We start from the raw sequence: 22,184 nt of genomic DNA on the forward strand, positions 1-22,184 counted from the left end.
ACGTGTTGTATTTATATTAATTGGGTCGTATAATAATACATATTTGCAGGACGGTATTCATTTCATTATAGCTTGCAGCGGGAAGCGGGGATGACAGTGCAAGGAAAGCTTAGAGCAGCAATTGTCGGTTCAACGGGATATGGGGGCGTGGAGCTGATCCGGCTTCTGCAGAACCACCCGGATGTCGAGATTACATCGGTAATCTCTTCATCCAGCAGCGGGGAGCCGATTGAGGCGGGGTTTCCGCATTTGACGGGATTGTTCACGCAGCCGCTGGACGGGGTGAACCCGGCAGAGATTGCTGGCAAGGCCGATGTGGTCTTTACGGCAACGCCTTCCGGTGTAAGTACAAAGCTCGTGCCGCAGCTGCTGGAGGCCGGCCTTAAGGTCATTGATTTGTCCGGCGATTTCCGGCTCAAGGACGGTGCAGAATACGAACTGTGGTATAAGCACCCGGCTCCTCCGGCGGCATATCTTGAAGAGGCGGTATACGGTTTATGCGAGGTGTACGGGGAGCGCGCGGCTGGCGCTAAGTTCATCTCGAACCCCGGATGTTATCCGACGGCAACGCTGCTTGGGCTGCTGCCTGCGCTGGAAGCCGGCTGGATTCAGCCGGAGAGCATCATCATTGATGCGAAGTCGGGCGTATCGGGATCGGGACGGGGAGTCAGTCTTGGGGTGCATTTTGCCGAAGTAAATGAGAATTTCAAAGCCTATAAGGTCAACAAGCATCAGCATATTCCGGAAATTGAGCAGGTGCTGACCGAGACAGCCGGCAAGCAGGTGACAGTAACGTTCACCACACATCTGGTGCCGATGACCCGCGGGATTATGAGCACGATGTATGCAGGAATGAACGGGCAGCACAGCGAAAATGAGTTTGTGGAGTTATACCGTAACTATTATGCAGGACGGCCCTTTGTACGGGTGCGGAATGAAGGCGTGCTGCCGGCGACGAAGGAAGTCAGCGGCTCCAACTATTGCGATATCGGCTTTGCTGCAGACGCCCGTACAGGACGGGTTACGATTGTGTCGGTGATCGACAATGTGGTCAAAGGCGCAGCCGGACAGGCGATTCAGAACCTTAACTTGATGATGGGATGGGAGGAAACCCGCGGGCTGGGATTCACACCGGTGTATCCTTAAGGGCGAAGCGGTCACGAGATCATGAGCGAACAGTTATTTACCGCCTTGGAAGGCGGAAGCATCACCACACCGAAGGGCTTCACCTCCGGAGGACTGCATTGCGGCCTCAAAAAGACTGACCGCAACGACCTCGCAGCCATTCTGTGCGAGGTTCCGGCAACCGCAGCGGCCGTGTACACGACCAATGTGTTCCAGGCGGCGCCGCTAAAGGTAACGCGCGAGAGTCTGGCAGACGGCACGCTGCAGGCCATTGTCGTCAACAGCGGCAACGCCAACGCCTGCACCGGCGGGCAGGGCGAAGCCGATGCCTATGAGATGCGCGCAGCCGCAGCCCGGGCGCTGGGCGTGAAGGAGCAGGATGTCGCCGTTGCCTCGACCGGCGTGATCGGCGAGCTGCTGAAGATGGAGTGCGTACGCGGCGGCATCGCCGCGCTGCCGGAGAAGCTGGACGGCGGGAGCGCCGGTGCGGAGGAGTTCTGCCAGGCTATTCTGACGACCGACCTCGTCAAGAAGGAAAGCTGTGTGGAGGTTCTTGTCGGCGGCGTTACAGTGACGATTGCCGGAGCCGCCAAAGGGTCGGGGATGATTCACCCCAACATGGCCACGATGCTCGGCTTCATGACGACCGATGCCGCAATTGCCGGGGAGGACCTGCTTAGACTGCTGCGTACTGCAACCAATACTACTTTTAATATGATCACAGTCGACGGCGATACGAGCACCAATGATATGCTGGTGACTATGGCCAGCGGACTGGCCGGGAATGAGCCGCTGACGCGGCTGCATCCGGATTGGGACGCTTTTGCCGCAGCGTTCACGCATGTGTGCAGGGTGCTGGCCAAGGCGATTGCCCGCGACGGCGAAGGCGCGACCAAGCTGATTGAAGTGCAGATTAGCGGTGCGGTGCATGATGAAGCGGCTGCCGCTATCGCCAAGACGGTAGTAGGCTCTAGCCTGGTGAAATCGGCGATCTTCGGTGCGGATGCGAACTGGGGCCGGGTGATTGCGGCGGTAGGGCGCGCCGGAGTACCGGTGTCGCCGGAGAACGTGAATATTGCACTGGGTGACATCGCGGTGCTTAAGGGCTCGCGTCCGGTTGCTTTTGACGAAGAGAAGGCGCTGCACTACCTGCAAAAGAGCGACACCGTGCTAATCACGGTTGCGTTGTCTGACGGAGACGGCCAGGCTACCGCATGGGGCTGCGACCTGACGTATGATTACGTGCGCATTAATGCCGCCTATCGTACCTGATCAGGCCGGGAGGAGGAGACTAACCCGATGACACGTGAATTCATATCGGATGTATTTGTGATGAAGTGCGGAGGCAGCACACTGGCTGCTCTGCCGGATTCATTTTTTGAAGATTTACGGAAACTGCAGAGTGCAGGCGTTCAGCCTGTAATCGTCCATGGCGGCGGGCCGGCAATCTCCGGCAATCTGGAAAAGCTCGGGATCGAGAGCGGCTTCGTGAACGGCCTGCGGGTGACGACCGAGGAAGTGCTGGATGTGGTGGAGATGACGCTGGCCGGAAGCATCAACAAAGCGATTGTGCGGCGTATCCAGGGCAGCGGCGGGCAGGCGCTGGGCTTATCCGGCGTAGACGGCAAGCTGATTACGGCACGCCCGGTGGCGAATGCCGACGAAGTGGGCCAGGTCGGCGAAGTGACGGAAGTGAAGGCGGACATTATCGAAGGAATTCTGGCCTTGGGCTACATTCCGGTCATTGCCCCGATAGGTGTAGATGCCGGGGGACGGCGTTATAATATCAATGCGGATACAGCCGCCGGTGCAGTCGCTTCGTTCATAGCTTCGCCCAAAATGATTGTGGTGACCGACGTGCCGGGCATTATGCGGACCATTGAAGGCGAGAAGAAGGTGCTGCCGTCCGTGACCGAAGCGGAAATCGAAGCGCTGATTGCCAGCGGAGAGATCTATGGCGGAATGATACCGAAGGTGCGCGCGGCTATGGACTGCCTGCAGGGCAACGTCTCCGAAGTGGTGATTGTGGACGGCAAGGAGCCGCAGGTGCTCAGCCGGGTGCTGAACGGAGAGACGATCGGGACGAGGATTGTGCGCTGAAGGTGGATGCAAGCCGGGAGTGTCTACGGCGGGAAGCAGCCGGAGGCATTTTCCCGGAGTTATGCCTAGCCTCATGAGTTACTCGGTTGTTCTAACATAAATAATTGGCTTATCGCATACTAATTTAGCCTGTTTTCCTGATTACGACGATCTAATTTGATTATCGCTACTTAATTTAAGCGGTTTTAGTGTAACCATCCATTTTCCCCTATATTAAGTGGCGGTTATCCAACTAATTCTGTGAAGCCTGGCATTAAGGTGAAGTTAGTTTGCGATTCTCCAACTATACAGATTGGCCTTATTAAAATTACAGCCCTGGCGGATTACCGCAGCGGCATGGTGGGAGAGTGACTAAGAATGAGTGAGCTTACACAGGCGGAAAAAGATTCTTTGACAGGGGAGCCGCAGACACGCCGCGTACATACGGAAGCGCAGGAGGCCGCTCCTGCCAAGCTGAGTGCGGTATTTCCGTCCTACGCCAGGTATGATCTCAGCCTGGTTAAAGGCCAGGGCAGCTGGGTCTGGGACGACCAGGGCAATAAGTACCTGGATTTCATGTGCGGCCTGGCTGTAACGAGCCTCGGGCATGCCCCGGAGAAGGTTGGCGCGAAGCTGAAGGCGCAGATCGATACGCTGTGGCATGTGTCGAACCTGTTCCATATTCCGGGACAGGACCGTGTAGCGAAGCTGCTGACTGACAATAGCTGCGCTGATCAGGTCTTCTTCTGCAACAGCGGGGCGGAAGCGAATGAGGCGGCGATCAAGCTGGCCCGCCGCTACCATCAGAAGGTAAAGGGGACCGGACGCTACGAGGTGATTACCTTCGAGCAATCCTTCCACGGACGCACGCTGGCGACGCTGACGGCTACCGGGCAGCAAAAGGTCAAGGAAGGCTTCCTGCCGCTGCCGCAGGGCTTCAAGACGGTGCCACTGCACGATCTCGGCGCGCTCAAAGCCGCCATTAACGAGAATACAGCAGCGATCATGCTGGAGATGATACTGGCGGAAGGCGGCGTGCTGGTCGTAGAGCAGGACTTCCTGGATGCCGTGGTGGCGTTATGCGAGGAGCATGGCCTGCTGCTGATCGTCGACGAGGTGCAGACCGGTATGGGCCGTACGGGCAAGCTGTTCGCGCATCAGCACTACGGCATTGAGCCGGATATCTTCACGCTGGCGAAGGGCGTGGCGAGCGGCTTCCCGGCAGGTGTGATGCTGGGCAAGGGATATCTACGCGAAGCGTTCAGTCCCGGCAGCCACGCCAGCACCTTCGGCGGTACACCGCTGGCAACTGCGGTTATGGAAGCGACGATCGAGACCATGCTCGAAGACAAGCTGCCGGAGCGCGCCGAAGAGATGGGTGAGTACCTGCGCGGACTGCTGCGGGAGAAGCTGGCGGATACGTCTTTTGTGCAGGAGGTGCGCGGCAAAGGTCTGCTGATCGGCATCGAATGCGCGGGGCCGGTCAGCGACATTATCCTCGCCGGACAGAAGCAGGGCCTCTTGTTCGTTCAGGCCGGCCCGAACGTCATCCGGCTGCTGCCGAATCTGTACGTGAGCAAGGAGGAGATTCACCTGGCGGTGGACATCCTCGAACAACTCATTCATACTTATGCTAACAAAAAAGACGGGGAGGCACATTGATGAGCCAGAGTGTACACAGCGGCGCGGATAAGATTGCGGAGCAGCTGAAAGGCCGCGATCTGCTGGAACTGAACGATTACAGCCCGGAGGAGATCACCTACCTGATCGAATTGGCCATTGAACTGAAACGCAAGCAGAAGAGCGGTGAGGTATACCAGCCGCTGAAGGGAAAGACGATCGGTCTGATTTTTGAAAAATCCTCCACCCGCACCCGCGTATCGTTTGAAGTCGGAATGTACCAGCTTGGCGGCCATGCCTTGTTCCTGAGCAAGAACGACATCCAGCTCGGACGCGGCGAGACGGTCGGCGATACGGCGCAGGTGATGTCGCGGTATCTGGACGGCATCATGATCCGCACCTTCGGCCATGACAAGGTCGAGGAGCTGGCCCGCTATGCGACAGTGCCTGTTATTAACGGCCTCAGTGACTCGGCACATCCTTGCCAAGTGCTGGCTGACTATCAGACGGTATATGAGCATAAGGGCAAGCTCAAGGGCCTCAAGCTCGCCTATATCGGAGACGGCAACAACATGGCCCACTCCCTGATGATCGGCGGCGCCAAGCTGGGTGTGTATGTGGCCATTGCCAGCCCGGAAGGGTATGAGCCGGACCCGGCTGTTGTAGCGGAGGCCCAGGCCATCGCCCAGGAGAACGGGTCCACGATTACCGTCACCCGCAGCCCGCAGGAAGCGGTGCAGGATGCCGATGTTATCTACACCGATGTGTGGGCGAGCATGGGCTTTGAAGCCGAGCAGAAAGCGCGCGAGGTTGCTTTTAAGGATTATCAAGTGAACGAAGAGCTGGTGAAGGGCGCGAAGAGCGACTTCTTGTTCCTGCACTGCCTGCCGGCCCACCGCGAGGAAGAGGTCAGCACCGGGGTCATCGACGGCCCGAACTCGGTCATCTTCGATCAGGCGGAGAACCGCTTGCACGCCCAAAAGGCGTTGATGGCGGCCCTGATGGGCTAAGGCAATTAAAGAATTATATTAAATAAAAATATAAATAGGCTGGGGTTTAAAAGTAAGCGATGGAATCCTGGTAGTAGTAACGCAGAGAAAGTTTGAAACTGGAGGAGCGTTAGCGTCCGCCTTTGTCTCCCGAGTTTTATCCGCCAATAGCGGCCAAATTCCAAAAACTTGGAGACAACAGCGGCCGGAAGTTCAAACATTTCGCGGAGTTGCGGTTATTACCAGGGTTCTATGAGCAGACTTTTCATACCCAGCCTACCCCCCACGAAAGGAAGTAGCAATCCCATGGCAAAAGAAAAAATCGTACTCGCCTATTCCGGCGGTCTGGATACCTCGGTAATCCTCAAATGGCTGAAGGAGACCTATGACGCCGAGATCATCGCCTTCACCGCAGATATCGGCCAGAAGGAAGAGCTGGAGGGCCTGGAGGAAAAAGCGCTGGCCACCGGCGCCTCGAAAGTATACATCGACGACCTTCGCGACGAGTTCGCGAACGACTTCATCTATCCGATGTTCCAGGCGGGCGCCTTGTATGAAGGGCAATACCTGCTCGGCACCAGCATTGCCCGTCCGCTGATCGCCAAGCGGATGGTCGACATCGCCATTGCCGAAGGCGCCACGGCGATTGCCCACGGCGCGACCGGCAAGGGCAATGATCAGGTGCGCTTCGAGCTGAACGCGGCTGCGCTGTCCCCAAGCATCAAGGTGATTGCTCCTTGGCGTCTGGAAGAGTTCCGCACTCAGTTTCCGGGCCGGGCCGAGATGATCGCCTACGCTGAAGCCAACGGCATTCCGGTACAGGCATCGGCAGCCAAGCCGTATTCCATGGACCGCAACCTGCTGCACATCAGCTATGAGAGCGGTATGCTGGAAGACCCGTGGTTTGATCCAAGCGCACCGGAGAACAAGAGCATGTTCCTGCTCAGCAACGCTCCGGAGGACGCACCGGATGAAGCGGAATACCTGGAGCTTGAATTCTTCCAGGGTAACTGCGTGGCGCTGAACGGCGAAGCGCTGACTCCGCTCCAGGTCATGGAGAAGCTGAACGAGCTGGGCGGCAAGCACGGCATCGGGCGCGTTGACATGGTGGAGAACCGTTTTGTCGGCATGAAGAGCCGCGGCGTGTATGAGACGCCGGGCGGTACCATTCTGTTCACGGCTCACCGCAAAATGGAGTCCATCACCATGGACCGCGAAGTGATGAACCTGCGCGACAGCCTGATTACCCGCTACAGCTCGCTCGTGTACAACGGCTTCTGGTTCGCTCCGGAGCGCCTGGCGCTGCAGGCGCTGGTAACCGAGAGCCAGAAGAACGTGACCGGTACCGTGCGTGTGAAGCTGTACAAGGGCAATATCATCGGCGCTGGCGTGAAGAGTCCGGTCAGCCTGTACAATCCGGATATCGCGACCATGGAAGCCGATCCGACGCAGGCGTACGACCAGGGCGACGCTACCGGCTTTATCCGTCTGAACGCGCTGCGTTTGAAGGTGTCGGCAGGCGTGGCGGAATCGAACCATCAATAAATCGTCCAGAGCAGGGCGATATCATAGCACCCAATATTATGCGACAACCGAAGGCCGTTCCTCCCGCCGGGACAGGAGCGGCCCTTCTGGCGTCTATCGAGGAGGAGTCATCCAGTGAGCAAGCTGTGGGGCGGAAGATTTACCAAAGGAACCAACAAGCTGGTGGAGGAGTATACGGCATCCATCGGGTTCGACCAGGCTCTGGCGGAGGAGGATGTACAGGGCAGTCTGGCCCATGTAACGATGCTGGGCAAATGCGGCATTCTGCCGCAGGAGGATGTGGAGACGATCAAGGCCGGACTGAACAAGGTGCTGGCCAAGGTGCGCGCGGGCGAAATTGAATTCTCCGTCTCCGATGAAGACATCCACATGAATATCGAAAAAAACCTGATCGAAGAGATCGGCCCGGTCGGCGGCAAGCTGCATACCGGACGTAGCCGCAACGACCAGGTGGCGACAGATATGCACCTGTATCTGCGTAACCGCGTTGTGGAGCTGACGGGTCTGCTGCATGAGCTGCAAGGCGCGCTGATCACCCAGGCCAAGGACAATGTAGAGACGATTGTGCCGGGCTACACGCATCTGCAGCGGGCGCAGCCGATCCTGTTCGCCCATCATCTGCTGGCTTATGTCTCGATGTTCCGCCGCGACGCGGAGCGTCTGACCGACAGCTACAAACGGATCAACGTGCTGCCGCTGGGCGCAGGTGCTCTCGCCGGAACGACCTTCCCGATTGACCGCCATTTTGTGGCGGAGCAGCTCGGTTTTGACGGCGTGTATGAGAACAGCCTCGATGCGGTAAGCGACCGTGATTTTATCGTCGAATTCCTGGCGAACGCCTCGCTGATCATGACCCACCTCTCCCGGCTCAGTGAAGAGCTCGTGCTGTGGAGCAGCACGGAATTCAGCTTCGTGGAGCTGGACGACGCCTTCTGCACCGGCAGCAGCATCATGCCGCAGAAGAAGAACCCGGACGTGCCGGAGCTGGTGCGCGGTAAGACCGGCCGGGTCTACGGCAATCTGGTCGGCCTTCTGACCGTGCTGAAGTCACTGCCGTTGGCGTACAACAAGGATATGCAGGAAGACAAGGAAGGCATGTTCGATACGGTGGCTACCCTGACGGGAGCGCTGCAGCTGTTCGCCCCAATGATCGCGACGATGAAGGTCAACAAAGGCCGGATGCGCGAAGCGGTGAACACGGACTTCTCCAACGCTACAGACATCGCCGATTTCCTGGTCGGCAAAGGCCTGCCGTTCCGCCAAGCCCACGAAGTCATCGGCAAAACCGTGCTCTACTGCATCAACGAAGGCAAATTCCTGCTCGACCTCAGCCTGGATGAATTCAAGCAGTTCTCCCCGCTGTTCGACGAGCAGATTTACGCGGTGCTGCAGCCTGAGGCTGTCGTGAACGCGCGCAACGTATATGGCGGTACGGCTACCGTTCAGGTGAAGGCGGCCATTGAGCGTGCGGAAGCGGCGCTGCAGGAAGCGGGGAAATGGGTGGCCGGGCAGGGTGGCTCCAAAGCGTAACCGGTTATAGATATAAAATAAGACTGCATTCCTGCGAATCCTGTAAAGCATCCTCATCCGGTAGACACAGTCTACCATTGAAGGGATGCCATGGGGATAAGCTACAGAATGCAGTCTTTCTTTTTATGGCTGACGGCAGATCTTTGTAATGGTTCTATTACTGCGATTGAGAGCGCTTTTTCAATAACAAGGGGTTGGTCCATTCCGTGCCTGAATCGTTAGATTACCTCTACAGCAGAAACTAGGTTGGTCTTAAACCTGCTTCTTTAACGGCAGCCAGGCCAGAACATCGCGGATTTTGGCGTCCCAATAGCCCCATTCGTGTTCTCCGGGTCCTTCGTCGTAAGTCAGGGACAGGGAGGTGTCAGCACAGGCCTGACGGAACACCTGATTGTCCTGGTACAGGAAATCCTCGGTTCCGCAGCATTGATAGAGCAGCGGCTTCGGCCCCTGCGAGCGGTCCAGCTCCTTCAGCAGCCACAGCAGGTCTTCCGGTGTTCCGGCAATATCGTCCTCGCCAAAAATCCGCTTATACTCCACGCTCTTCTGCGTCTTGTCTTCCCAGTTCATGAAATGATGCGCCATATCGAGCGCGCCCGACAAGCTTGCCGCTGCGGCGAACATCTCCGGCTTGCGCAAGCCCAGCTTAAAGGCACCATACCCGCCCATCGACAGTCCGGCCACAAAATTGTCCTCACGCTTCGCCGACAATGGGAAGAATGAACGCGCCAGCGCCGGCAGTTCCTCGCTGATGAACGTCCAATATTTCCCGCCCTGGTGCATATCCGTGTAGAAGCCCCGGTGCACCTGCGGCATAACCACAGCAATCCCCATGGAAGCCACGTACCGCTCAATGGACGTCCGGCGCAGCCAGATCGAGTCGTCGTCCGATAAACCGTGCAACAGATAGAGCGTCGGATGCAGCTCTCCCCGCACCACGTTGTCCAGTCCAATCTGCGTTGTCGTCTGCTGCGGCAGAATCACCGTCATCGACGTACTCAACCCGAGCACTTCAGAATAAAACCTGCATTCCATTAAAGCCATTAATAGTCTCCTCCCTTCATCTAGTCAGCACAAATGATATCACACCCCGAAACCGATATATAGTATAGAAAACTGCTGGATTTCCACGAATGATGCCGGATTTCTTCGTCTGCGGGATTGCTGGGTCTTCAGGGGAAAGAATATAATGGAAGTAGGTAGAAAGAATCAGTGATAGGAGCGAACGGAATGCGGAAAGAAGGTTACACACGGCGGCGAAGCCGGACGGGTTGTGAAGAGTTTACAGCGCATCCGGACCGGTTGCGGGGACAAGGTGGCTTTACCCTGATCGAGGTTTTAGCGGCAATCGTCATTCTGTCGATTGTCTCCCTGGTGTTGACCTCCTATTTTACCAATGCCATGTCCTATTCCAAGTCGAACCAGAACAAGACGATCATGGTCAATCTGGCGCGGAACGCGCTTTTTTATATGGAGAAGCAGGATTTTGCCAAAATGCAGGAATTCTTCGTGACGGATGGCCATACGCTTTCTGCCGATGAGTGCCGAATTGGTACATGTGGAGATAAAAGCAACCCCGAAGATCCATACGAGCAGGCTTTTAACACCGAGGCACTCGCTTATGTCTTGCATCCTACAGTGAACGGTATTAACTATAGTATTAACGTCATTTATCAAAAGGATTTATTGGAAGATTCAAAATCAGAGGAAACAAAGGCTGATGAAATAGATAGAGCGGCTATCCGTGATTATCTGCTTCCGGTCATGGTGGTGGTGAATCGAGATTCGGGAGGCGGGCCGTCCGCACCGGTAGAGGTGGAGGGATATATCAGCAATGAAGATATTCGCTAAAAGTTCGGAACCGGAAAACGGTTTTACTTTAATTGAACTAATTGCAGCTGTCACCCTATTTGCCATCGTCGCCGGCATTATCGGATCCGTGACCATGTTCGGTTTTAGAAGCTATCATAAAATAACGGTGGAAAATAAACTGCGTGACGAAGCCGATCTCGTTATGTCTTCAATAATCACAGAGCTGTATACGTATGGACCAGAGGAAATTCGCAATACGGCTTCAGGGATCACACTAAGAAGGTCGGACAGTGGTGAGGTGCAGATACGAGTAGAAGACAAAGATCTCATCATCGGTGATGCGCGAATCGGTCCGGGAGACTCAGCAACAATGGACCTGGACTCGGAGTTGGGAGGATCAAGTATAGCTGTTACAAAAGTGAATGATAAAGTGCCTGATATCAATGTGCCATACGAGTCTGGATTAGTGAGTATTGAGCTGGTTTTGAGCTACAAAAGCGGCGATTCGGAAGACAAACTTACTGTAAAGAGTCAATTTGGGTTCTAGGAGGATAGTAATGCATACCAGAATAAAAGTTCGACAGGTGATGGTTAAACCAGATACTGTAAGACGGCGGCGGTTGCGTTCGGAAGAAGGCTCTGCTCTTGTACTAGTCATGTTTATCATTCTGCTGCTTACGATTCTCGGAATGGGGGTCCTCAGCGCAACCGTCGGCGGAGCGGTTCGAACAGAAACCAGAGAAAATGATGTACAGAGTCTGCATTTGGCGCAAAAAGGGTTAGACGAGGCCACTGCCTATATCAAGTCACAGTTAGCGCCAATGACAGATATTAATCCGGACAAGCTTGCGGATATATTGAATAATCTTGAAAAAACAAACCTTAATGTAGCAACTGAACTGGGCACTGGCAGTAGTGGCAAAATTGAATCCATTGACTATAAGGATAGCCTTATCGACTACCAGTCGCAAACAATCCAGTACTATATCGATGTAAGAGCCTCCGCGCTGGTAAACGGAGTTCAGCGAATACTCCAACAGCGGATTACGATTGATAGCTACCCGGATTTTTTAAAGTATGCTTTTGGGTCCGAGCATAATGTAATCATAAACGGGGCTCCCCTTATTAAAGGAAACATTTACGCAGGTAATGAATTAATCATTTCTAACCTGGCTGAGTATACCTATCTGGGCAGTAGATGGAACCATCAGACGTTATATCCGGTAATACAGCCCTACAGCCCAAAAACCAATGATCCTGATATCCAAGATGACACCGAGCCTCTAGATGAATCCAACTCCGGAGAAGTATTTGTACAGTCTTTGGATCACATAAAGTATTCTGAGGACGGCATAAATAAAGGATCACTTGCAGACAGCGGAGCAAATAAGGAAAACACGGCCCAAAAAATATTAGGGATTAGTGTCGACAAAATAAAAATCAAAGACCACAATAAATTTGTTTCAATTAATGTTGTGGACTCCTTTGCTGACAAACTTGCTGAGGCCAGCTCTCAAAGAGGCGTGGATGGTATTAAATCAGTGCTTACAAGCAGCGAGCTTTCGGCAGCGATGATGAGTTGGGCCAGTGGCAAGATTAACTCTCTGCCGCTTGAACAATCGCCTGTTGAGCCAGTTCAAAGAGAGGATGAAGAAGACGGAGATTTCCAAATAAGATATGCGGAGTATGAGACTGCATTGGAAATACACCGAAATACCTTTATCGGTCTGGATAACTCAAACATTGTTAATGGAAACCTCTCAATTGATGGATTGAATTACAAGGGGATCGGTTTTACCGCTAAGGCAAAAGGGAACCCAGCACAAATAGCAGAGGAAGAGGTACCCGCTCCAAGTTGGCTTGTAATCAATGGGAATTTGAATATTACAAATGATAATTACGACTCTATCTCAATTATGGGTAATATTCTGGTCACAGGTGATGTGATGATAAGAGGCAAGGTGAAATTTGATTCCACTATGTTTGTACTGGGGACCACCACAGTGGAGGATGCCGTCATTGACGGAATTGAAGAAGAAGGGAAGCCTAAGAAAGAGCTGGTGCTGATCTCCAAAGGGAAAATTTTTATTAACCGGATTAACGCCTTTAATAATTCGGCATCAGAGATGAATGCCTTTTTCTACACGGACGATATTGCTGATTTATATGGAGTCGGATCAATATTTTGGCTGACAGGAGGGTTCTTCTCCAAAGGTGATTTAACGATCAATGCAGTCTTGGGTGAAACAAAAGAACCAGTGAATGCCGCTCCGGGGGACAGGCTAACATTTACCGATCAGAATCAAACGTTAAGACAAGAACGATTTAAAGTGAATTACAATCATTATATTTATACCCATCAGCAATCCAGTTTACCGCGAGTCAGTAATGTGAATATTTCTGTTGGACCGCTGCGGCTTGTTCCTACGACGCCTTGAACCGCTTGAGGCCCTCGAACTGGCTGATCAGCACCAGTCTGATATCATAAACGGGGGTCTTCCACATCCGTACAATCGGAGATGGGAGGCCTTGTTTTTGGTTGCCGGAAACCGGAAAGATCGGGCATAAAAATAAACAGCCCCTCCATTACGAAATGGAAGGGCTGTTAAAGCTAAGCCTCTAGTATTTATCGTCGTTGCTTACATTGACCTGCATTGTATCAGAAATTGCCGGATTATCTTTATAAATGACGGTAATCGTGGCTGTTCCTTTCTTGATACCCGTAACCAGCCCATTCTGTGAGACTGTAGCCAATGCCTCATTGCTGCTTCTCCATTCCAATTTCCCTATTACATCAGCAAGTGTCATAGTTACCGGGAATACAGATAAATCCTTTTCATTAAATAAAGAGTGAGCATGTTGTGAGCCTACGCCAATTTCAAGCGACTCTCTCAAATTCAGGCCGGTTAATTTTGAGCCAACTGCAATGGTTGTAGTAGCCGTAACTGTCTGATCATCCCGACCTTTGGTTGTGACCATTACAGTCACGGACGAGGCAATGGCGACCCCTTTCAGCTTGATGGAATCGCTGGTGGCCCCCCGTATTATTTCGGCAAATTTATTATCCCCGTCTGCCAGACTCCATGTGTATTCGGCGGGATCCGGGTTATTGGTCGGCTGAAGCACATACACCTTCAGATCAATAAAATCTCCTACTTTAACGCTGTTAGCGTCACCGATTCTTATAGTCTGTACCGGATTCGTAAAGGTTACCGTATGCTCCGTTGTAAATGCACCACCCGGCTTTTTATCAGTTAAAGCTTTGATAACCAGCGTGGCTCTTCCTGAGTTAGCAGCCTGGAGAACAATTTTGTTGTCATGTTCAGCGGTTAAATCAATTTTAAAGGAAGCGCCTGCACTATTGCTTCCGTCCTTAATGCTCCAACTATACCCCGTGACGGATTCCATGGCCGTTGTATAGATAGCTTTTAACGAAATAGCATCGCCGACATAGCCTTTGGCGGGGCCTTCAATCTGCAAATTTGGCGAGATTACTTTGATAAGAGCGGAACCGGACTTATTAGTATCGTCCCGGGAAGTAGCAGTGATCGTCGCTTCTCCCGATACAATTCCTTTGATGACGCCCTCTTGGTCGACAGTGACGACGCTCGGATTATCCGATACCCAGTGCAGATTTGTATTACTGGCGTCCTCAGGAACAATAATTGGCAGCATTCTTAATTCTGAACCGACAAGAATATCGGCCGGAGTTAGCGTGATCGACGTTATTTTTACGATAGCTTCAAAGCCTAACGGACTGAAGTATAGCGTCTGCGTTTCCCGTTCCGGTAACGTAGTGTCTGGGATAACAGTTGTCAGCGGGATAAGATTCACAGAATAACCTCCGCCGTTGCCTGTAATCGTGTTGCCGATAATTGAGCCGTCAAGATCGCCGCCGAATCGGATAGCGGCAAGCGGAGCCAGATAAGTTCCATAAAGATGATAGTTCACACTCATAGTTGTCGTTTGATAAAAGTTGAACAATAGATTGGAAGCTTGCAGATTGCCAAGTGTAATTTGTCCATTACCTAAGTTAGCCTCTGTTCCTTTAACATTGACAACCACCGAAGAGGAGGCGGGAACGTCGAATATCAAGCTCCTAATATCCCTAGTATACGTTGCGTCAACGCTGAATATGTTCAGATCGGAGTGGGTCCCCCTAAATATAAGATTACCATTATTCTCACGCGTAGTAGATCCATTGCTGGCTATTTGGGCCAATTCCAAGGACCGGTTCTTAAGCTGGCTCCCCACAGCATTGAAGTCAATTGGGGTTCCACGTTCGGCTTTGGACAGAAGGTAGTCCGGGGCACTGACGGTTCCGCCGTAATAGGCTTTGCCGTAAATTGTTCCTCCGTCCATTGTCAAGTTGCCTCCGGCCACAATAGTGGCTCCTGTGGGGTTGGTTCCTAACCCCCCACCCATAGTGAAGCTTCTAATATTGATTGCCCCACCTGCAGCCATGCGTCCTCTATTAGTGAAACTACTGTTTTGGAAATTCGCTGAGCCCAGCATAAATAGAGAATAGTCATTGGCAATACCTAAAGCGTTGACGGGTGCAGATGAGCCCGGGAACGTTCCGCCAGTAGATAATGAATGTATATCCTGATAACTCAGCTTAGAGTTATCCAGCGTATAAGACTGTTTGACCTTAGGCACGGCTGTCAGCGTAAAGGTAATGGGGTCAGTGCTGGTTGGCACATATGTCTTAGTTCCATTTACGGTTGACAGGCGATACGTAATAGTACCGAAATCACGGCTGATTGTGTACCCTTGCTCCAGTGAGCCTGTCTTGGTAAAATTCCCGCTGTTAGTGCTTATTTCAAGATTGGCAGGGAAAGTTTCTTCAAACTTTACATTGGAGATTACCAATGTATCAATACCCCGGTCGGCGGATTCCACCTGTAGATAAGGTACATTATTAGGCGTAATCGAGTATTGGATATCTACGGGTTCGTCGCGTCTGACTTCTATCTCTGAAAGACTGCGTGAAATGCCCAGGTTAGGATAAATTTTGCGAATAGGCACTGTAACGATCTTCGGGGTTTCTGCCCCATGGGCGTCACGGGCCGTAATTTCAATCTGTAAAGTACCCCCGTTGGGTAGCGGATTCGTGAACGTTTGGGTAACGGTTTCTCCGGAAACAATGGCTTTATCTTTAACCGTGTAGCCGGGTAACACCTGGTTATCTACTTTAAACTTAATGTTGGTCACCAGATCCTTATCCTTGAGGTCAGGGTCTGTTACTGTATAGCTCACCGTCAGCTTGTCTTGGTAAGAAGGCTTCTCCTGGTTGTCGGTAGGCATTTTAACCGTAATTTCAGGCGCATGATTGGCACCGACAAATGCCCGGTACATGGTATTGACGAATAACATTTGCTCCCAATCCGGGAAGTTAGTGCTGGTATGGCCCGTTCCCGAAAATGTAATGTTGCCTACAGAATACGTATAGAAATGGTTCCGGCTGTCATTGATGTCGCGTTCGTTACCTGAAATATTGTACCAGGGGATTACGTCAGCCCGCTCCAAATTCAGCGGGAAGAATTGGTCGTGTGTTAAAGCCACAGCGTAGCGGGACTGGTTTGGCGGCAGTTCCACCGTCTCCAGATTAAACGGATATTGGGTCAGCAGGCCGTTGTTCATCGGTACAACGGTTCTGGAAGTAGCAACCGCACTTCCGCCAAGATACGTGCGCGGCATACCCTGTCCGACCAGGTCGTGGAAATAGTAACTCCAATAGTTAATATTGGGCACTTTGTTGGTATAGTTCTCGGTTTTCGGATTAGTCGGATCGTTGTAAATAGTATCATGTGTAAGCATAATGCTTTGCTTGGTTTCTTCGGCAAAGGCTTTTACCGCCAAAGCTGCATCTCGGGATATCATGGGATTCGATATGCGGTCGTACTCGTCCTGAAAGCCAAATACCACCATATTATATACGCCGTTCAGTCCCGAGGTTTTGTCGGTGGAACTGGCTTTTTTACTGATGTAATCATTAAACCAAGCCATATCATGAACTTCAATTTGAATCTCGTAATCGTTACTGGACAAGTACTGTGTCTTCATATTGGATGTGCTCTTCAGACTGCTGCCCGTTTTTCCTGCCGGCATTACCTGGAGAACCTTAATAACTGGCTTAAGGCCCCGGAAACGAATGACTCCACTGTCAAAATCCTTTAGACCCGTTGCGTTGTCGCTTATTTCAAGCTTCCAGTACAGCGGACCTGAATAAGTTGCGGGCAGTGTGTAGGAAAGTGTTCCGGTCTGAGTGCTCAGGACCTCCGTAGCTACCATATTACTTTCGGTCATATGAAGCGATGAATCCACGTTCATATAAAGCTTCACTCGTATAGGGTGGGTAGATATATTAGGCGTATTACTCAGATTGATTGAGAAATTAAGCTGATCCCCGGCGGTATATGTGTAATTGGGAGAGCTCAGGTAGCTCTTGATATTCGATTTGTTAGAAATGGTGATCCGCGGTCTTTGGGTTAATCCAGAAAGGTATGGCGATGTGCCGCTCTTGATTTCAGGGGCAAGATTATTAAATCCGCTGGCATTCAAAAAAACGACGTTAGCCTTAGAACCAGAAGCCGACCTAAATACATTGAAGGATTTGTACAGATTTCCCTGTTTGGCGGAACTTGCAGCCTGTGCGCTAAATGTTTCTTCTCTAAAAAAGACGTAAAGGCCTTTATTGATGTAGTATTCTGTAAGTTCCTTAGCTTTCAACAGAGTGATATCATTCTCGACAGTTTTGGTATTATGGGCTTCGGTGCGCACATCGGTGCTGGAATTGCCGTTGGTGGAGACGGCCTTTGGAGTGTATTCACCTGATCCGATATAAACGGCGTCATACTTACCGTCCCAATCTTCACGAAGCGAGACGAATTTCTTCATCGTCATCGTTTCTATTGTGACGTTAGGAAGCTTCTTCAGCTCGTCCAACTCGCTGCCGTCCGTACCCAGATTGGAATTGGTCGGGTCCGTAATTTCCAGGATACGAATAGGGTAATTATTCGATGCTTCTACATTTGGACTGAACAGCTGCACTAACAGGAGTATTAACAATACTGATGCTGCAGCTCCAGAAAGAAGAATAAATTTTCTTCGTTTGAACATTTTCATTCCCATCGCTCCCCGGATTGTCGATAAAAATGGTTTATTAGATCTCAAAATATAGCATTTTTCACCAAGTTTTATTGTAAGATTACCTAATATATGCTATATATCATTCTAGGATAAATTTCACAGTTAGGCAATGAGCGAAAGTGTAAATATACCCTAAAATTTAAGACTAATGAATCAGAGATTTATCAGAGACTAAAAGTATGATATTAATAATTTTGTGCGTTTAAAAAGGCGGGTCATACATACCTAATTTCATCGGCAAAAGTGCAAGAAAAATGTAGGAATTTAGCCTGATTAAATACTTCATTTTGAAAGAAAAAAGACCGATAAACCTTATACATACTACACGGCATGGAGATGAGCTTAGATTGGCGATCGTTAAGAAGAGACTTGGAGACTTGCTGGTAGAGAATGGGGTCATTTCGCAGGAACAGCTTCAGGAAGCGCTGGCCGATCAACGTAAATCCAAACGCAAGCTTGGCGACCTGCTGATTTCACAAGGCTATATAACAGAGCAACAATTGATAGAGGTGCTGGAGTTCCAGCTTGGCATTCCGCATGTCAGTCTTTTTAAATATCAGATTGATCCGGCGATTACGCAGATTATTCCGGAAAGTATGGCTAAACGCTATCAGGTGCTTCCTTTTCTGAAGGAAGGCGGGAAATTAATGGTAGCTATGGCGGACCCGCTGGATTATTTTGCAATCGAAGATTTGCGGATGAGCACGGGGTTCCGGATTGAGCCGGCCATTGCCACCAGGGATGAACTGCAGCGCGCGATTGCCCGTCATTACGGCATGCGTGATTCGATGAACCAGATGCTGGTCGAGCTGCCGACCCAGGAAGAGATTGAAGAGACGGAAATTACCGACGAGGACTCTCCGATTGTGCGGCTGGTCAATCAGATGATTCAGCAGGCCGTTCAGCTGCGAGCTTCCGATATTCACGTCGACCCGGGTGAGAATAACCTGGCGATCCGCTACCGGATCGATGGCACGCTGCGGACGGAGCGGCTGATTCCAAAGCAGATGCAGGGTTTTATTACTGCAAGACTCAAGATTATGGCACGTCTAAATATTGCCGAGCGGCGTCTGCCCCAGGACGGACGGATCAAGATGCAGTTCGACTATAAAATGATTGATATCCGCGTCTCGTCCCTGCCGACGATGCATGGCGAGAAGATCGTACTGCGGCTCCTGGATCTCAGCACCGGGGTGAAATCAATTGATTCGCTGGGCTTCAGTGACAGCAATGCGGTCTCCTTCAAGGAAATGATCGGCCGTCCATACGGCATTATACTTATCACGGGACCTACCGGGAGCGGTAAGACAACGACGCTGTACTCGGCACTGAATCAGCTTAACCAGGAGACGGTCAACATTATTACGGTCGAGGACCCGGTGGAATACCAGCTCGAAGGCATCAATCAAGTTCATGTCAATCCGGCGATTGGGCTTACATTTGCGGCAGGTCTGCGTTCCATTCTCCGCCAGGACCCTAATATTGTCATGGTAGGGGAAATCCGGGACACGGAAACCGCCGAAATCGCAGTCAGAGCTTCACTGACCGGTCACCTGGTGCTGTCCACGCTGCATACGAACGATGCTGTCAGCAGCGTCTCCCGTCTCCGGGATATGGGCGTAGAGCCGTACCTGATCGCCTCGTCCTTGATCGGCGTCGTAGCACAGCGGCTGGTACGTAAGATTTGCACCGACTGCAAAGAAGCCTATAAGCCTTCTCAACAGGAAGCGATTATGCTGGAGCGGTACGGGCTGAAGACGGAAGTTCTTCATAAAGGCCGCGGCTGCGGCAGCTGTAACTCGACTGGCTACCGCGGCCGGATTGCCATTCATGAAGTGCTGACCATTGACGACCATCTTCGTCAGCTCATTACGGATTCTGCCTCGGTGGAAGAACTGCGTTCGGCTGCCAAGCGACGCGGCCTGGTGCAACTGATGGAAGACGGCCTACTGAAAGTATCTCAAGGTATGACCACACTTCAGGAAGTGCTCCGCGAGACGGTATCCCATTAATAAGAGGAGGAGACTCAAATGCCGACTTCAACCAGAAATATTACGCAGCTGCTGCACATGGCTTACTCCTCCAGAGCGTCCGATTTGCATATTTCCGTAGGTTCACCTCCAGTGCTGCGGATTGACGGAAGACTGAACAACATGGAGGGCCCGCTCGTTGGTCCCGGTGAGGCCGAAGAAATGGCCCTCGATCTGCTGGGACCGGAAAGAGAAGCCGGGTTTCGTGCGACGGGAGAGTATGACTTCTCTTATCCGCTGGAAGGCGGGGTGCGTTTCCGTGTAAATGTATACCGCCAGCGGGGTGGTATCAGCATCGCTGCCCGCAGTATTCCGGCTGATATTCCATCCCTGGAACGGCTGGCGCTTCCGCCGATTCTCTCGTCTCTGGCGATGAAGCCGCAGGGCTTGATTCTGGTAACCGGCCCGACCGGAAGCGGCAAATCATCTACGCTTGCGGCAATGATCAACCATATTAACCGGAGCGAACGGAAGCATATTGTGACGCTGGAAGATCCGATTGAGTTTCTGCACAGCCACGGTACCTGCATCATTGACCAGCGGGAAGTCGGAAACGATACATCCAGCTTCGCCAGCGGCCTGAGGGCTGCACTCCGTCAGGACCCGGACGTAATTCTGCTCGGGGAAATGCGGGATCTGGAGACCATCTCGGCAGCGGTGACCGCGGCGGAGACAGGCCATCTGGTGCTGGCAACCCTGCATACCTCCGATGCGCCGCAGACCATCGACCGGATTATCGATGCGTTTCCGGGACACCAGCAGAACCAGATTCGTCTGCAGCTCGCTTCGGTTCTGCTCGCGGTTGTGTCACAGCGGTTGTTCCCGCGGTCTGGAGGCCAAGGGCGGCTCTGCGCCACCGAGATACTGATCAATACACCGGCGGTAGGCAATCTGATCCGGAGCGAGAAGACGCACCAGATCAAGAATATGATGCTGACCGGTAAAGCACTGGGCATGCATACGCTGGATATGACCATCCGCGAATATTTGGGGCTGGGGCTTATCGATCCGGCGGCAGCCAAGGCATATCTGGCGGAGGTGAAAGCCGATGCCGCAATTTGAATATGAGGTCAAGACGGCAGCCGGCAAGCCGCTCAAGGGCAAGCTGACCGCGCTGGACAAGTCCACGGCGATGGAGGAGCTGCGCAAGCGGGGGCTCACCGTATTTTCGCTGAATGAACAAAAGAATTCCATTCTGTCGATGGAAATCTACATCGGGAATCCGGTCAAAACGATCCATTTCATTATCTACTGCCGCCAGTTCGCGACTTTAATCCGGGCGGGCGTATCCATCGTTGATGCAACCCGGATTTTGGCGGATCAGACGGACAGCAAGCCGCTGGCCAAAGCTTTGCAGGACGTTGGCTCCAGCCTAATGCGCGGGATATCTTTCTCGCAAGCCGTCCAGGAGCATAAGAAGATTTTTCCGAATTTGTTCGTCAGTATGGTGCGGGCAGGCGAGGAATCGGGTGATCTGGAAGGCACGCTGGAGCGGCTGGCGATGTATTTCGAGAAACAGCATACGACGACTGAGAAAATCAAATCGGCGCTGATGTACCCGATCACCGTCGCAGTGATGGCGGTAGCTGCGGTAGTTTATCTGCTGTGGGCAATCGTTCCGCAGTTCGTAACGATGTTCGAGTCCATGGATGCCGAGCTTCCGGGTATTACGAAGATGGTGCTTGCATTAAGTAAAAGTATTCAAGGACAGTGGTACTTCTGGGCCTTGGGACTTGTCATAATAATTGCTGCTTATCAAATTGCGAAACGCACGGAAAAAGGTGCCTATGCACTGGATTATGCCAAGCTGAAGATGCCGGTGTTCGGAATGCTAAACCAGAAGGGCTCGATCGCACGGTTCACACGGACCTTTTCCTCACTGTACGCCAGCTCTGTACCCATTCTGCAGTCGCTGACCATTGTTGAGGAGATTGCTGGCAATAAAGTAATTGGGCAGTATATCCGAAGTGCCAGTGATTCGCTTAGACAGGGGAAGCCGTTGTCCGAGCCGTTGAAGAAAGCCTGGGTCTTTCCACCGCTGGTCACGCAGATGATCGCCATTGGTGAAGAAACCGGCGCACTCGACCATATGCTGTCCAAAGTGGCAGATTTCTACGAGCTGGACGTCGAGAATACCGTTGACCGGCTGAAGTCACTGCTGGAGCCGCTGTTGATAGCTTTTCTGGCGGGGGTTGTTGGGGTTATTGTAGCGGCGATTATGCTGCCGATGTTTAGTATTTATAGCAATATGTGATAAATGTAACTGTGAGAGGGGTGACGCCGGGCGAAAGGAAAGGACCCT

The 22,184-nt window shown here is 52.2% G+C and carries 15 protein-coding genes; 13 read left to right on the forward strand and 2 right to left on the reverse strand.

The window, feature by feature from the left end; all coding sequences use genetic code 11:
- Positions 1-90: 90 nt before the first annotated feature.
- From argC to argH, 7 genes are all read left to right on the forward strand, one after another.
- Positions 91-1,146 carry an N-acetyl-gamma-glutamyl-phosphate reductase gene (gene argC, locus F1381_RS05300; protein WP_151733771.1) on the forward strand — a complete coding sequence of 352 codons (1,056 nt, stop codon included), beginning with the start codon at positions 91-93 and terminating at the stop codon, positions 1,144-1,146.
- 21 nt (positions 1,147-1,167) lie between these two features.
- Complete coding sequence (gene argJ, locus F1381_RS05305) at positions 1,168-2,397, forward strand: bifunctional ornithine acetyltransferase/N-acetylglutamate synthase (protein WP_151733772.1); 1,230 nt, start codon at positions 1,168-1,170, stop codon at positions 2,395-2,397.
- Positions 2,398-2,424: 27 nt separating this feature from the next.
- Complete coding sequence (argB, locus tag F1381_RS05310; RefSeq protein ID WP_151733773.1) at positions 2,425-3,225, forward strand: acetylglutamate kinase; 801 nt, start codon at positions 2,425-2,427, stop codon at positions 3,223-3,225.
- Positions 3,226-3,582: 357 nt separating this feature from the next.
- Positions 3,583-4,866, forward strand: a complete 1,284-nt coding sequence (locus F1381_RS05315; RefSeq protein ID WP_151733774.1) for an aspartate aminotransferase family protein — start codon at positions 3,583-3,585, stop codon at positions 4,864-4,866.
- Entirely contained in the window at positions 4,866-5,834 is a 969-nt protein-coding gene (argF, locus tag F1381_RS05320) for an ornithine carbamoyltransferase (RefSeq protein WP_151733775.1), read from the forward strand. The genes F1381_RS05315 and argF overlap by 1 nt, the downstream gene beginning before the upstream one ends.
- A gap of 285 nt (positions 5,835-6,119) precedes the next feature.
- Positions 6,120-7,358: an argininosuccinate synthase gene (locus tag F1381_RS05325; RefSeq protein WP_151733776.1), complete on the forward strand. Its 1,239-nt coding sequence runs from the start codon at positions 6,120-6,122 to the stop codon at positions 7,356-7,358.
- 114 nt (positions 7,359-7,472) lie between these two features.
- Positions 7,473-8,888, forward strand: coding sequence for an argininosuccinate lyase (gene argH / locus F1381_RS05330; protein WP_151733777.1), 1,416 nt, complete (start codon positions 7,473-7,475; stop codon positions 8,886-8,888).
- Positions 8,889-9,140: 252 nt separating this feature from the next.
- Here argH and F1381_RS05335 read toward each other — a convergent pair whose 3' ends face one another.
- Positions 9,141-9,932: an alpha/beta hydrolase gene (locus tag F1381_RS05335; protein WP_151733778.1), complete on the reverse strand. Its 792-nt coding sequence runs from the start codon at positions 9,930-9,932 to the stop codon at positions 9,141-9,143.
- Between the two features lie 186 nt (positions 9,933-10,118).
- On the opposite strand from F1381_RS05335, the gene F1381_RS05340 reads away from it, so the two are divergent.
- The 3 genes from F1381_RS05340 to F1381_RS05350 are packed head-to-tail and all read left to right on the forward strand — an operon-like array spanning position 10,119 to position 13,138.
- On the forward strand, positions 10,119-10,739 hold the full coding sequence (locus F1381_RS05340; RefSeq protein ID WP_151733779.1) for a prepilin-type N-terminal cleavage/methylation domain-containing protein: 621 nt from the start codon (positions 10,119-10,121) through the stop codon (positions 10,737-10,739).
- Positions 10,723-11,247: a PulJ/GspJ family protein gene (locus tag F1381_RS05345; RefSeq protein WP_151733780.1), complete on the forward strand. Its 525-nt coding sequence runs from the start codon at positions 10,723-10,725 to the stop codon at positions 11,245-11,247. The genes F1381_RS05340 and F1381_RS05345 overlap by 17 nt, the downstream gene beginning before the upstream one ends.
- 10 nt (positions 11,248-11,257) lie before the next feature.
- The gene (locus tag F1381_RS05350) at positions 11,258-13,138 is read left to right on the forward strand and encodes a hypothetical protein (RefSeq protein ID WP_151733781.1); all 1,881 of its coding nucleotides are present in this window, start codon (positions 11,258-11,260) and stop codon (positions 13,136-13,138) included.
- 181 nt (positions 13,139-13,319) lie between these two features.
- On the opposite strand, the gene F1381_RS05355 is transcribed toward F1381_RS05350, so the two are convergent.
- A complete protein-coding gene (locus tag F1381_RS05355; protein ID WP_187355202.1) occupies positions 13,320-17,828 on the reverse strand; it encodes a choice-of-anchor A family protein in 4,509 nt (1,502 codons plus the stop codon).
- 371 nt (positions 17,829-18,199) lie between these two features.
- Here F1381_RS05355 and gspE point away from each other — a divergent pair, with 371 nt between their 5' ends.
- Genes gspE through F1381_RS05370 form a run of 3 tightly spaced genes read left to right on the forward strand, consistent with a single transcriptional unit; the run spans position 18,200 to position 22,136 of the window.
- Positions 18,200-19,864, forward strand: a complete 1,665-nt coding sequence (gene gspE / locus F1381_RS05360; RefSeq protein ID WP_151733783.1) for a type II secretion system ATPase GspE — start codon at positions 18,200-18,202, stop codon at positions 19,862-19,864.
- An 18-nt stretch (positions 19,865-19,882) separates the two neighbouring features.
- The gene (locus F1381_RS05365) at positions 19,883-20,944 is read left to right on the forward strand and encodes a type IV pilus twitching motility protein PilT (RefSeq protein WP_151733784.1); all 1,062 of its coding nucleotides are present in this window, start codon (positions 19,883-19,885) and stop codon (positions 20,942-20,944) included.
- A complete protein-coding gene (locus F1381_RS05370; RefSeq protein WP_151733785.1) occupies positions 20,931-22,136 on the forward strand; it encodes a type II secretion system F family protein in 1,206 nt (401 codons plus the stop codon). Before F1381_RS05365 ends, F1381_RS05370 begins: the two co-directional genes overlap by 14 nt.
- The last annotated feature ends 48 nt before the right edge of the window (positions 22,137-22,184 follow it).

It is taken from the genome of Paenibacillus tengchongensis, assembly GCF_008973665.1.
Taxonomy (GTDB): Bacteria; Bacillota; Bacilli; order Paenibacillales; family Paenibacillaceae; genus Paenibacillus_AQ; species Paenibacillus_AQ tengchongensis.

What these genes read in the sequence shown, in the direction of transcription:
- F1381_RS05340 (WP_151733779.1), top strand. Translation starts at nt 10,119, where the DNA reads ATGCGGAAAGAAGGTTACACACGGCGGCGAAGCCGGACGGGTTGTGAA.
- argJ (WP_151733772.1), top strand. Translation starts at nt 1,168, where the DNA reads ATGAGCGAACAGTTATTTACCGCCTTGGAAGGCGGAAGCATCACCACA.
- argB (WP_151733773.1), top strand. Translation starts at nt 2,425, where the DNA reads ATGACACGTGAATTCATATCGGATGTATTTGTGATGAAGTGCGGAGGC.
- F1381_RS05335 (WP_151733778.1), bottom strand. Translation starts at nt 9,932, where the DNA reads ATGGCTTTAATGGAATGCAGGTTTTATTCTGAAGTGCTCGGGTTGAGT.
- F1381_RS05370 (WP_151733785.1), top strand. Translation starts at nt 20,931, where the DNA reads ATGCCGCAATTTGAATATGAGGTCAAGACGGCAGCCGGCAAGCCGCTC.
- F1381_RS05355 (WP_187355202.1), bottom strand. Translation starts at nt 17,828, where the DNA reads ATGAAAATGTTCAAACGAAGAAAATTTATTCTTCTTTCTGGAGCTGCA.
- F1381_RS05325 (WP_151733776.1), top strand. Translation starts at nt 6,120, where the DNA reads ATGGCAAAAGAAAAAATCGTACTCGCCTATTCCGGCGGTCTGGATACC.
- F1381_RS05365 (WP_151733784.1), top strand. Translation starts at nt 19,883, where the DNA reads ATGCCGACTTCAACCAGAAATATTACGCAGCTGCTGCACATGGCTTAC.
- F1381_RS05350 (WP_151733781.1), top strand. Translation starts at nt 11,258, where the DNA reads ATGCATACCAGAATAAAAGTTCGACAGGTGATGGTTAAACCAGATACT.
- F1381_RS05345 (WP_151733780.1), top strand. Translation starts at nt 10,723, where the DNA reads ATGAAGATATTCGCTAAAAGTTCGGAACCGGAAAACGGTTTTACTTTA.
- argF (WP_151733775.1), top strand. Translation starts at nt 4,866, where the DNA reads ATGAGCCAGAGTGTACACAGCGGCGCGGATAAGATTGCGGAGCAGCTG.
- argC (WP_151733771.1), top strand. Translation starts at nt 91, where the DNA reads ATGACAGTGCAAGGAAAGCTTAGAGCAGCAATTGTCGGTTCAACGGGA.
- F1381_RS05315 (WP_151733774.1), top strand. Translation starts at nt 3,583, where the DNA reads ATGAGTGAGCTTACACAGGCGGAAAAAGATTCTTTGACAGGGGAGCCG.